The following is an 11,951-nucleotide window of genomic DNA, read 5'->3' as shown; positions in this document are numbered from 1 at the left end:
CGGCGGTGGCCTCCACCGTCCTGCTGGCCGCCCTCACGGGGTGCGACGGAAGTGGCAACGGTGGCGCGACCACCCCTCGCAAGGCACTGTCGGCCTGTGAAACGTTGATCGGTCGGGAGGGCGTCAAGTGGGCTGAGGCCGCGGCGTCGGTTCCGGTTGAGGAGTTCACCAAGGACCGTCTGGACCTTGCGAAGGCCGAGCGGTGGTACCAGTCGAGTGCCTATGCCTGGGACCCGTCGAAGGCCGAGAAGATGCACCTGTCGATCGACCCTCCCCTGTGTGAGATCGGCCCGGTTGGTGCGAAGGTGGGAGCGCGATCGGTGGAAATCAGTTACGGGGGTTCCATATCCGGGTTCGACAACCTCACATCCGGTTCGGAGCATCTGGGCAAGGGGGTCCAGGTGATCTCCGTGAATCAGGACGTCCGTCTCGTCCTCTGGACGGAAAGGAACGGCGAGACGCAGCGCTCGGTCCACGTCAGGTGCAAGGTTCCTCAGACACCCAAGGGCCAGGAGGACGGCATGCCGCTCCAGGGCATGATGAGTGACTCCTTGACGAACGACCGGGACGACAAGAACCGTCTCACCTATCTTCTGCGTTCCGCCCACGTCGTCGTCGAGGCGTTCGACTGCGAGAACCATCCCACCGTCCCCACGGAACTCCCGGACGGCTGGCAAGCGGAGTGACCCGCCAACAGGATGCGGTCTGACGTCCGTCGGCGCTCCCTTGACCAGAAGTGATCTGGTCAGGATGGACGAGGCCCGTGACCTGGCTCGGGCGCGGGTGCCCGGGAATCGCTGAGCCGACAACGGCGCGTCGGCCCCGCATGTCAGCGTCCGTCCGGAGGGCCTGCCACGAGTCGGGGCAGGCCCTCCGGACTCACTTCACGTTCAGACGGGCGAGGAGAACGCCTCGCCAGTGGCCACCCCGCCCACGGCCTGGCCCGGGATCTCGGCCGGGGCCTCGGCCTTCTCGAGGACCTTCGCGTTGTAGTCCAGCCCCAGCGCGCGCTTGACCTTCTCGACCGCGATGTTCACCGGGCCGCGGTTGGTGGCGACCTTGCCCTCGGCGAGGATCACGTTGCCCTGCCAGATGCCGGCGCTGCGCCGCCAGTCGATCTCGGTGGCCAGGGCCTGGTAGAGCCGCTCGCGCTCGGCGGGGTCGGTCACCGTCTTGTTGATGTCGTGAGCGACCCGGCCGATCACCTGGAGGCCACTGCCGGTCAGGTTAAGGTACTGCTCCCGCAGTTCAGGGATCTGGTTCGCGGCGTCGCCGCTGACGGGGAAGGTGACGATCGTCGTCCACGGCCCCATGTGCCGGCACAGGGCGTCCGTCAGCACGAGGGCCTTGCGGATCTCGTTCTCCTGCTTCGCGGCCGTGCCGATCACCTCGACGCCGCGAGCGGAGACCTGGTCCTCACCGAGCGCCGCGTCGCCGAACAGGATCGCCTTGACCATCTGGCGCACCTGGTTGAGCAGGAAGGCCTTCTGCGACTTCTTGGGCAGCGCCGTCGACGTCATGTCCACGCGCTCGTGGAAGACCGGGGTGCCCTTGACGATGTCGTTGAGGACCCGGTTCATGGGCTCGCGCATGTTGTAGACGGCGAGCATGGAGGCCGGGATCGCCTTGGTCTGGGCGGCGTCCGCGAAATCCTGGTGGATCCGCTCCAGGTCACCCTCGACGACGATCAGGACGGCCATGCTGTCGTTCTCGAAGCGCTCGTTGACGTCGAAGATCCGGGGCACGCCCGCCTTCCCGTCCTGTCCGGTGATGGCGGTCAGGCGGTGCTGGCCGTCGGTGACGGAGAACCGGGTGTTGCTGTAGATCACCAGGAACGCCAGGCTCGGCGCTCCGCTCCACCCGCGGACGACGTGGACGGTGGCCTCGGCGACGTTGAGCGTGACCGGCGGCAGGAAGTAGTCGTCGGGGTTGTTCAGCATGTAGTGGTGGATCGACTTCACGTGGTCCGGGATCTTCGGCCGGTTGTGGGCCTGCGCCGGGTTGCTGCCCTTGGTGGCCGAGTGCATGCGGACCTTGGTCGAGTCCGCGAGGAACAGGAACGGCAGCGCCGTGGAGATCATCGTCCGCTCGCCCTGCTTGAAGATCGTGCAGGGGATGTGGGTAGAGCCGGCCATGGCGATGGACTGGCTCACCGCCTCGGCGAGCGCCTTCTCCACGCTGTCGTGCTCGATGAGGTTGATCTTGGAAGACATGGCGGGTCCTTCCCGGGTGGCGGTGCCGTAGGCGATGACGGCATGACAACTGGCCGCGGATCACCGCGCGTTGTTGCCTCGTCAGCGGCGCGACCTGCTGCGTGAGCAGGCTAAGGCCCTTCAAGCGAGATCACGTAATGTTTTCTCATGTTCCCCTGATAACCCGGGTTATCAAGTGATTGAAGGTATGTTAACTCCCAAGTCTCCTACGGTGCTTTCGTCGACAGGCATCCACCTGACGCTCAGCCACTCCGCCTGTCGGCGCTCGTCCGTTCGCCCATCACCACGGGAGGCATCGCATGACCACGACCGACCCGAGCGCCTCGCTCCCTCTGCCCGACCTGGTCGGGACCCGGCTGGCCGGAGACGCGAAGCTCACCGAGCCGGTGAAGGACCTGGTCCGCCAGGCGCTCGGCGACTCCGACAGCACCGACGCCTCCGCCACGCCCGCCGGCCCCGTCTACCTTGGCAAGGTCAAGGTCACCGGCTTCCGCGGGATCGGCTCGAAGGCGGAGTTGCATCTGCGCCCCGGCCCCGGCGTCACCCTTGTCGTCGGCCCGAACGGGGCCGGCAAGTCGAGCCTCGCCGAGGGCATCGAGACCCTGTTCACCGGCACCAACGCGAGCTGGGCACAGGGCAAGGACCGGGTCGCCAAGTGGCGCAACCTCCACAACGACGAGCGGTCCAGCGTCGAGGCGCAGCTCGTCGTCGGAGACGACCGGTCGCGGAGCACCCTCACCCGTACCTGGGCCGGTGAGACGTTCGCCGACTCCGAGACCGTGTTCAAGCGGCCTGGAAACGACCCCGTTCCTCTCGAGCAGGTCGGCTGGGACGCGGCCATGCGGAACTACCGTCCGTTCCTGTCGTACGTCGACCTCGGCAAAATGATCAACGGCAGGCCGATGGAGATGTACGACAACGTCGCCGCCATCCTCGGCCTCGAGTACCTCAACGAAGCCTCTCAGCGGCTGTCGGCCATGAAGAAGGAGATCGACGCCGTCGAGACGGCGGAAAAGGCGAAGCGGCCGCTCCTTGAACGCGCGCTCAACGCGGTCGGCGACGATGACCGGGCACTCAAGGCCCTCATCGCCATGGACGAGAAGGGCGGTGGCCCCGACTACGCGACCCTCGACGCGCTGATCGCCGGCGTTTCGACGGCCGACGAGGGCCGGCTCTCCGAAGCACGGCGGGAAGCCGAGGCCGAGGCACTGGCGCCCGCTCTCGACGAGGTAACCGCGCGGCTGGACGCCTTGCAGCGGGCCGTCGACGACGTCGAGGCCCTCAAGGGGACCGCCGCCGAGACCGCCAACACTCGCGCCGAACTGCTCACGGCAGCCCTGCGTTTCAGCGAGCGCCACGCCGATGACGTGACCTGCCCGGTCTGTGAGTCGGAGCGGATCCTGGACCGGACGTGGGCCACGCGCGTCGAACGCGAGATCGCCGCGGCGCTCCAGGACGCGGCGGCGGTGCGCAAGGCAGACTCCGACCGGCGCGTCGCCCTGGCCGCCCTGCACGACATGATGATGGTCCCGCCGCAGGTCCCTGTCGCGCTCACCGAGCCGTGGCTGGTGTGGTCCGACTGCCGGAGCGTCAGCGACCCCGCCGAGCTCATCCCGCGTGCACGGCAGGCCGCCGTGACCCTCGCCGACGCCTCCGAGGCCGTCGCGAGGAAGGCGCGCGAGGCGCTGGCCGCCATGGACGAACGCTGGCGCAGGGTCGTTGACCTGCTCGCCGAGTGGGTCAAGCTCTCCCGCGAGGTCCAGGCCGCCAAGCCGCGCAAAACGCAGGTCAACGCCGCGCTGAAGTGGATCAAGGCCCACACCTCGGAGGTCCGTGACAGTCGGGTGGACGCCTTCGGCGACCGTGCTCAGCACATCTGGGGGATGCTCCGCCGGCAGAGCAGTGTCGGCATCAAGAAGCTCGGGCTGCACGGCACCGAGAAGGCCAACATCCGCAAGCTCATCATGGACGTCACCGTCGACGGCACCGAAGCCCCCGCGCTCAGCGTGATGAGCCAGGGCGAGCTGCACTCCCTCGCGCTGTCCCTGTTCCTGCCCCGCGTCGCCACGGCGGACAGCCCGTTCGGGTTCGTCGTCATCGACGACCCGGTGCAGTCCATGGACCTCGCCAAGGTCGACGGCCTGGCCCAGGTGCTCGACGAGCTCGGCCGCGAGCGGCAGGTCGTCGTCTTCACTCACGACACCCGGCTCCCGCACGCCTTCCGCAGCCAGGGGCTGCCGGTGACGGTGCTGAAGGTGGCGCGGGGCGAGCGGTCCAAGGTGAAGGTCGGTACCGAGACCGACCCGGTCAAGGAAGCCATCGACGACGCCATGGCGCTCGCCCAGACCAAGGACTGTCCCGCCGAGGTGCACCGGAACGTCGTACCGTCGCTGTGCCGCGACGCGCTCGAGCGGGCCGTCATCGAGGCGGCCTGGGCGCGCCGGCAGCGGTCGGGGCGGTCGGCCGAGAGCCTGCAGGCCGCCATCGACGAGACCGACCGGTTGATCCCTCTCGCCTCCTTCGCCCTCTTCGACGACGGTGTCGTCCACTCCGACGCCGAGGTCATGGAGCAGCTCCGGCTCCACGGGCCGAAGAGCCCGAACCTGGTCTCGATGTGCCAGAAGGGGGCCCATCCCGGTGGCGTCCTCCTGGACGATGCCGTCGAGTTCGTCCGTGACGTCGAGAAGCTCGTGGAGAGCCTGCGCAAGTCCGGAGGGCGGGCCTGATGCCGACGACCACGCCGATTCCCTCGACCGCCGACCGGATCACCCGGCTCCTGGTGACCGCGGACAGCCTCCTCACCAACCCCTTGGGCGCCCAGCTGACCACGGCAGGCCGTCACCGGGGCGCCGCCTACGCCCTCCGGATCGCCCTGGAGCTGGCCATCGCCGCGGCGCTCAAGCCGCGGAACGCCAAGCTCCCCGAGCTGAACATGCGCGCGCAGCGGCTCTGCCTGCGCCACTACGCGGGCCACGATCTCGCCTACCGGGTCGACGCGCTGTACGCCCAGCTGTGCCGGGGGTGCAAGTACCACCACGACGAGCTCGGGCCCAGCGAGGCGCAGGTCAGGGACTGGGGGGAGGAGGTCGCCGCTCTCAGCAGGGAGCTGGCCGGGTCCGTGGCCGTGCCTTCGTTTCCTGCCCAGGCCGGCCCGGACAGGACCGCGGCCGCCGATGCCGGAGTTCAACCCTCGGCGGGCTGATCCGCCCGGCACCTGCCGATCCGTCAGCGGCCCGGACACATGGTTCTGCCGACCATGCGCCGGGCCGCCCGCTGGAACAGCAGGGCGGACTTCGCGAACGCCTTCGAGGCGGCGAAGGGCCCAAGCCCTGCACCTGCCCACCGCGTGAGGCCATGGCCACGACGCGGGGGCGAAATCTTCGCCACGCCCCTGATACAACCACGGTTGATCTTGGGCATTTGGACGCACCCTGGGGGGAACTGTGTCGCTCAGCCCGTACAACTGGCTCCGTGAAGCCGTCGCGGCCTTCGGAGCCGCCTGCAAGGTCAAACTCGCGGGCGGAGGCGGCCCCGAGGCCGCCATCCGCAGCCCGCTCGAGCAGCTGCTGGCGACGGTCGGCCGGCACCACTCGCTCGCCGAGGTCAGCTGGCACGACGAGGTCGCCATCCCCGAGCTGGGGGTTCGGCCCGACTACGCGGTGCAGGTCGACGGGGTGGTGAACGGCTACATCGAGGTGAAGAAGCCGGGACTCACCGTCGACCCGGGGACCTTCACCGGCCGCAACAAGGCCCAGTGGGATCGCCTCCGTGACCTGCCCAACCTGCTTTACACCAATGGCACCGAGTGGCGCCTGTTCCGGGACGGCGTCCAGGTCGGCGAGACGGTCCGGCTCACCGGCGCCCTGAAGACCACGGGCGGCAAGCTCGTACCGGACGACCCGGCAGCCCTGGACTCGCTGCTCCAGGCCTTCCTGCTCTGGGCGCCCCCGCCGATTCGGCAGGTCACCCGCCTCGTGCAGCACGTGGCGCCGCTGTGCCGACTGCTCCGCGGAGCCGTGCTGGAACAGCTCGCGGCGGAGGCCCGGGCCCCCGAGGAGGAGGGCGGGGCGCAGGACCGGCCGTTCACGGGGCTCAAGAGCGACTGGCGGAAGCTCCTCTTCCCCACCGCGGACGACGCCACCTTCGCCGACGGCTACGCCCAGACCGTCACCTTCGCGCTGCTCCTGGCGCGCAGCGAGGGCATCGACCTCACCGACGCCAACCTCCACGACATCGGCCGCCGGCTGAACGACGGGCACGCGCTGATGGGCAAGGCCCTGCAGTTGCTCACCGACAACGTCAACGAGCGCTTCGAGGTCACCCTCAAACTGCTGCTCCGCACCATCGACAGCGTCGACTGGCCGACCATCCGCCGCGGCAACCGCGACGCCTATCTGCACCTCTACGAGAACTTCCTCACCGTCTACGACGCCGGCCTGCGGCAGAAGAGCGGCTCCTACTACACGCCGCACGACGTGGTCCAGGAGATGGTGCGCCTCACCGAGGACGTCCTGCGCACGCGGCTCGGCAAGCCGCGTGGCTACGCCGAGGACGACGTGCGGATCGTCGACCCGGCGATGGGCACCGGCACCTTCCTCCACACCGTCATCGACCGGGTCGCAACCGAGGCCGCCGAACACAGCGGGCCCGCCATGGCCAGGGACGCCATCGCCCGCCTCGCCGGCCGCCTCTACGGCTTCGAGCTGCAGATGGGCTCGTTCGCCGTCGCCGAGATGCGGGCCTCCGACCTCCTGAAGCACCACGGCGTGCCCCTGCCCAAGGGCGGCCTCAACCTCTTCGTCACGGACACGCTGGACAACCCCTACATCGAGGAACAGGAACTGGTCTCCACCTACGAGGTGCTCTCCACCTCACGCCGGCGCGCCAACCAGGTGAAGGGCAACATCCCGGTCACCGTCGTCATCGGCAACCCGCCGTACGACGACAAGGCGGAGAACCGCGGCGGGTGGGTCGAGAAGCGGCCCATGGGCCAGGAACCGCCGCTGCTCGACACGTTCCGGCTGCCGGGCAACGGCCGGTACGAGCACGTCCTGAAGAACATGTACGTCTACTTCTGGCGCTGGGCGACGTGGAAGGTCTTCGACGCCCACGACGCCGACCGGCACGGTGTGGTCTGCTTCGTCACCCCGTCCGGCTTCGCCACCGGCCCCGGCGGCCGCGGCATGCGCGACTACCTCAGGCGCACCTGCGACGAAGGCTGGATCATCAACCTCACGCCGGAAGGGCAGCGACCCGAGGTGAACACCAGGATCTTCCCCCAGGTCGCCCAGCCGCTCGCCATCTGTATCTTCGTCCGCCGCGCGGACACCGACCCCGATCAGCCGGCTCGCATCCACTACCGGGCGGTGTCGGGGAAGCGGCAGGAGAAGTTCGACCAGCTCCGGGCGGTGCGGCTGGACGACGATGGGTGGCGCGACACGCACGAGGAAGATGTCCGGCCCTTCACGCCCCTCACTCAGTCCGGGTGGGAGGACTTCCCCGCGCTGGACGATCTTTTCCCGTGGGGCAGTCCTGGGGTGAAAGCCAACCGGTCGTGGGTCACCGCCCCTCACGGGGACATCCTTCGGCGCCGCTGGTCGCGGATGGTGCGGGAGACCGATCCGGAGGCGAAGGCCGAGCTGTTCAAAGAGACCGACGCCCGTAGCCTGGACCGCACCATGCCGCCCTTGCCGGGCCAGCCGTCGCGTCCTTCGTCGCTGCGCGAGGAGACGCGGACGGCACCGGACATGGTCCAGGTCGCTTTCCGGAGTTTCGACAGGCAGTGGCTGGTGTCCGATCACCGCGTGCTCGATCGTCCGCGCGCCGACCTCTGGGACGCCGTGCAGGAGACGCAGGTCTTCCTCAACCAGCAGTCATCGCACGTCATCGAAACCGGCCCCGCCGTCATGGCGACCGCCCTGATCCCCGACACCCACCACTTCAACGGCCGCGGCGGAAGGAGCATGCCGCTGCTCCACCCCGACGGGACCCCCAACGTCCCCACCGGTCTGCTCGCCCACCTGACATCCGCCATCGGCCTGGAGGCGGAGCCCTCGGTGCATGATCTGGCCGCCTACGTCCTCGCCGTGGCCGGACACACCACCTTCACCGAGCGGTTCCCCGAGGAGTTGCTGACACCTGGCGTTCGGCTTCCCCTCACGCGGACCCGCGAGACGTGGGAGAAGGCGGTCGCCCTCGGCACCGAGGTCCTGTGGGTCCTCACCTACGGCGAGCGTGGCGTCAGCCCGGAGGCTGGCCGACCGGCTGGAGCCGTTGGGTTCCCCCGGGGCGACGCACGGCAGGTCCGCTACCTGACCCACATCGGGGACACGCTGCCGGCGCAGATACGGCACGACTCCGAGACCCAGACCCTGCACGTGGGGGAGGGATCCTTCGGGCCGGTTCCCGAGGAGGTGTGGAACTTCGATGTCGGCGGCATGCCGGTGTTGAAGAAGTGGTTCGGCTACCGAAAGGCCTCTCCCAACAGCAAGAGGACGAGCCCACTGGACGACATCCACGCCACCAACTGGCCTGGCGAATGGACGGAGGAACTCATCCGGCTGCTCTCGGTCCTGCGGCGCCTGGTGGACCTGCGGTCCGCGCAGCGTGACCTGCTGACCGAGGTCCTGAGCGGCCCCGTGATCACCGAGGAGGACCTCACGACAGCGGGGGTCCTGCCCGTGCCCGGGACGGCGCGCAAGGCCCGCGCAAACCCCTCGCAGCCCAAACTCTTCACCGACACCGACACGGACACCGACGGCGGGGTCGGCACCGATTGAGGTCGTCGAAGGAGGATCAGGCGGTGGCGCCGGTGACCCCGGCCGCTCTCACAGTGCCGACGGCCTCCTCCAACGCTGCGCTGCCCTGCGCCAGTCGGCGCAGGGCGCCCGGGACGCGCTGCCACTCGGTCCCCGCCGGCGCCTCCGCCTCGAGCGCATCGGCGAACGCCGCGATCTCCGCGAGGCGGCACACTGCCTTCTCGTGCTCGGCACGGTGATGGACCGCCTCACCCGCGGGCGTGACAGCGAGGTCCCCCTCCTCGGACTCCTGAATCAGGCCCAGCCAGAGGAGCCCGGGAGCCGCTTCGGAGATTTGCTCGGCGGAGACCGGGCGGCCGGACTCCTCCGCAGCCAGACGTGGCAGCGTCGTGGCCATGAGCTCCGCGAGCAAGCCGCGCTGGGTGGGTGTCAGATCGATGTGCGGGATGGCCATGCGCTATGACTAGCACGCACGCGGGCATCTTGTGGGCCCCTGGCCGTCCGCCTCCCGGCGAGCCTCTCAAGAACTGCCCCGGAAGCCTCCCCCGGGCGAGGCGACTGCGTATTCTGCGACGTGATGAAGATCCCCCAGGGGGCAGTCGGCGCCACATGCCGAGCCGGCTGTACGGGGGATCCGCAGCGGCCACCGTCGCACCGCGACTTATTGAGTGGCGAAACCTGCGGCGCACAACCGACCACAGTCCCGCGTCCGACGCAAGAACAGTCGCGACGTCCGGGACCGCTCACGACATACCCAGACTGGGGGCACCAAAATGACTCTCTCTGCTTACGAACAGAAGGAGTGGGACCGGCTCCAGAGGCGGAAGGAGGACGCCCTCGGCAAGCAGACGCGGCAGCTCATTCCGCAGCAGGCCAGGGAACGTCTCGCCGCGCTCGGGGAGAAGGCCAAGAACGTCCCGGGCGCCGACAAGGTGACCGCCGCGTACAACGGAGCGGCGAGAGGGGTCGGCAAGGCCGTCGGAGACACCGCGAGCCGGACGGTGAGCAAGAAGCGTGTCATCGCCCAGTACCAGCGAGCCGGACATGAGATAACCGAGCTTGACGAGATCCGGAGCCTGGATCTCCGAGTGGTCGACGCTGTGACGAAGCAGAACTTGGTGCGATACGGCCACGCCCTCTCGGCTGCCGCGACCGGCCTCACCTCCGGCGCCGTCGTGACTGGTGGTGAACTGTTGGCCGGCGCCGGGTCGGTGGCCGGAGCCGGTGTGGCGGCCGCGCCGGGAATCGGCACGGTGGCTGGTGCGATGGCCGCGGACGCGACGCTCATGCTCGGTCTATCGACGCGGACAGTCTCTTCGACAGCACTCTGCTACGGCTATGACCCGCGTGATCCCGAAGAGGAAGTCTTCGTGATGTCCGTGATCGCCCTCGGCCTCTCCGTGGGCACGTCGGCGAAGGTCGCCGCCTATTCGGAACTCTCCCAGCTCACCCAGATGCTGGTGAGAAACGTTCCTTGGACCAAGCTGAACGAGAAGGTGCTCGTCAAGATCGCCCAACGCTTCGCCGAGAAGTTCGGGCACCACTTGGTCAAGAGGAAGCTGGGTCAGTTCGTCCCCGTCGCCGGCATGATCGTCGGCGCGAGCCTGAGCTACAAACTGATCGACGAGATCGCCGTCGCGGCGCGTGACGCGTACCGCGAACGCTTCCTCGTCGAGAAGTCGGGTGGCGACCTGACCATCGATCTCGACTTCGACCCGGCCCGAGACGCCGAGGACGACGACCAGGAGATTCGCGTGATCCAGCTGCTCCGTGAGGAGGACGCGCTGCCGACCTCTTCGCCGTCGTCCGACGACGAGGACGAGTCGCTCGCCTGAGTCCGCGCGCACCATCACTGGACCGGGTCTTCGGCTTCGGTGACGGTGTGCCAACACTTGCTCGCCCGTCGCAGGTGCAGCAGCACCAGCGCATGGCTCACATCGAGGTGGACCAGTCGCAGCAGCATCAGGGTTACGTTGCCGCCCTGCTCAGGTTCAGCACAGCCGTTCCGCCGTGTCGATCGTGAAGCTCTGTGGGGTGAGCCATCGGCCACTACCCGGGCAGACGGGAAACTCCATCAAGATACGGTCAGGACGTCTGTGACCAAGTGAAGAAGCAGGCGGCTGGGCCCAGTACCTCGGCAGTGCAGAGCTGACTGGGTGATGCGCCCGTGTCAACGCTCCCTGGATGCTCAGCGAGGGAGGTCCTGAAGCCTGCTGAGTACAACACCGGCATCATCGGCTGTCCGCCTCAGTCGAGGGTCAAGCCTGGTGGTGTTCTCCAACACCACCACCGGACGGAGCTCAGTCCGCGAACGTGTGGAGCGGATCGTCCGGCTGATCTGGAGGGTGGCCTCTTCCAGTCGGCGTGTGACTACTTCACTGTCCGCCGGCTCCGGGGCCGCTACCCATGCGCCATAGGGAGTCTGTCCATCGATCCAGCCGATGTCGAACTGAGGACCTCGTCGAGCCGGGTGGCGCAATTGGATGGACGGCCGCCCCCGCTTCAACCTGACCAGGTCCGTCAGTAGCTTCTTGTGTCGCTCGGAGCCGTAGCCGAACGCGCGGTAACCGGACTGGCCAAGGCCCCGCTTGCGTTGCTCAATCCGCTCGAAGGGGCCGCCGAGAATTCCATCGCCGACCTCGGGCATCACCGCTACGTGAGGGCCTTGCATCTGGAGATCTCGGCACTTGGCCGGGGCTTCGAAGAGGAGATCCGAGAAGCCCGCGGCGTCGACCACGTGCACGTGCTGGCCGGACTTGCGTTCCTGGATGACCCGCAACAGCTTCTGGCTGAGTCCTCGGTCGGCATCCTTGACGTTGCCGGCCAGCTCTCCGTGTACGACGAGAGTCACGCTTCGCGAGAAGCTCTCCAGACACCTGGCTCCTAAGTGTCGGGAACGAGCCATGCAGTCCTTCCGGACGGTCCACACCCCATCGATGAGAGTCTTGCCGGTGAACACGATGGTCTGGCCCTTGAGGTC

General features: G+C 68.3%; 8 protein-coding genes. 5 read left to right on the top strand and 3 right to left on the bottom strand.

The genetic code is table 11. The features are described from left to right. The first annotated feature begins 5 nt into the window (after positions 1 to 5). Positions 6 to 686, top strand: coding sequence for a hypothetical protein (locus ABT026_RS28265; protein WP_351118001.1), 681 nt, complete (start codon positions 6 to 8; stop codon positions 684 to 686). A 204-nt stretch (positions 687 to 890) separates the two neighbouring features. Here ABT026_RS28265 and ABT026_RS28260 read toward each other — a convergent pair whose 3' ends face one another. Beyond that, complete coding sequence (locus tag ABT026_RS28260) at positions 891 to 2,213, bottom strand: DNA sulfur modification protein DndB (protein ID WP_351118000.1); 1,323 nt, start codon at positions 2,211 to 2,213, stop codon at positions 891 to 893. Positions 2,214 to 2,512: 299 nt separating this feature from the next. On the opposite strand from ABT026_RS28260, the gene ABT026_RS28255 reads away from it, so the two are divergent. The 3 genes from ABT026_RS28255 (at position 2,513) to ABT026_RS28245 (ending at position 8,992) form a co-directional block, all read left to right on the top strand. After that, positions 2,513 to 4,939 carry an AAA family ATPase gene (locus ABT026_RS28255; RefSeq protein WP_351117999.1) on the top strand — a complete coding sequence of 809 codons (2,427 nt, stop codon included), beginning with the start codon at positions 2,513 to 2,515 and terminating at the stop codon, positions 4,937 to 4,939. Then, entirely contained in the window at positions 4,939 to 5,415 is a 477-nt protein-coding gene (locus tag ABT026_RS28250; protein WP_351117998.1) for a hypothetical protein, read from the top strand. Before ABT026_RS28255 ends, ABT026_RS28250 begins: the two co-directional genes overlap by 1 nt. 241 nt (positions 5,416 to 5,656) lie before the next feature. Beyond that, entirely contained in the window at positions 5,657 to 8,992 is a 3,336-nt protein-coding gene (locus ABT026_RS28245) for a type ISP restriction/modification enzyme (protein WP_351117997.1), read from the top strand. A gap of 16 nt (positions 8,993 to 9,008) precedes the next feature. Here the strand turns inward: ABT026_RS28245 and ABT026_RS28240 are convergent, their stop codons facing one another. Continuing rightward, entirely contained in the window at positions 9,009 to 9,425 is a 417-nt protein-coding gene (locus ABT026_RS28240) for a hypothetical protein (RefSeq protein ID WP_351117996.1), read from the bottom strand. A gap of 319 nt (positions 9,426 to 9,744) precedes the next feature. On the opposite strand from ABT026_RS28240, the gene ABT026_RS28235 reads away from it, so the two are divergent. Continuing rightward, positions 9,745 to 10,806 carry an EcsC family protein gene (locus ABT026_RS28235; RefSeq protein WP_351117995.1) on the top strand — a complete coding sequence of 354 codons (1,062 nt, stop codon included), beginning with the start codon at positions 9,745 to 9,747 and terminating at the stop codon, positions 10,804 to 10,806. Positions 10,807 to 11,159: 353 nt separating this feature from the next. Here the strand turns inward: ABT026_RS28235 and ABT026_RS28230 are convergent, their stop codons facing one another. Then, complete coding sequence (locus ABT026_RS28230) at positions 11,160 to 11,930, bottom strand: hypothetical protein (protein ID WP_351117994.1); 771 nt, start codon at positions 11,928 to 11,930, stop codon at positions 11,160 to 11,162. Between the last annotated feature and the right edge of the window lie 21 nt (positions 11,931 to 11,951).

The organism is Streptomyces sp. NPDC002734, assembly GCF_040295685.1.
Lineage (GTDB): Bacteria > Actinomycetota > Actinomycetes > Streptomycetales > Streptomycetaceae > Streptomyces.
The sequence above is the reverse complement of the archived record's forward strand: the minus strand, read 5'-3'. Positions and strand labels throughout refer to the sequence as shown.

Bases quoted from the DNA above. Each gene is read 5' to 3' on its own strand.
- ABT026_RS28260 (WP_351118000.1), bottom strand. From the start codon at position 2,213: ATGTCTTCCAAGATCAACCTCATCGAGCACGACAGCGTGGAGAAGGCG.
- ABT026_RS28255 (WP_351117999.1), top strand. From the start codon at position 2,513: ATGACCACGACCGACCCGAGCGCCTCGCTCCCTCTGCCCGACCTGGTC.
- ABT026_RS28250 (WP_351117998.1), top strand. From the start codon at position 4,939: ATGCCGACGACCACGCCGATTCCCTCGACCGCCGACCGGATCACCCGG.
- ABT026_RS28240 (WP_351117996.1), bottom strand. From the start codon at position 9,425: ATGGCCATCCCGCACATCGATCTGACACCCACCCAGCGCGGCTTGCTC.
- ABT026_RS28235 (WP_351117995.1), top strand. From the start codon at position 9,745: ATGACTCTCTCTGCTTACGAACAGAAGGAGTGGGACCGGCTCCAGAGG.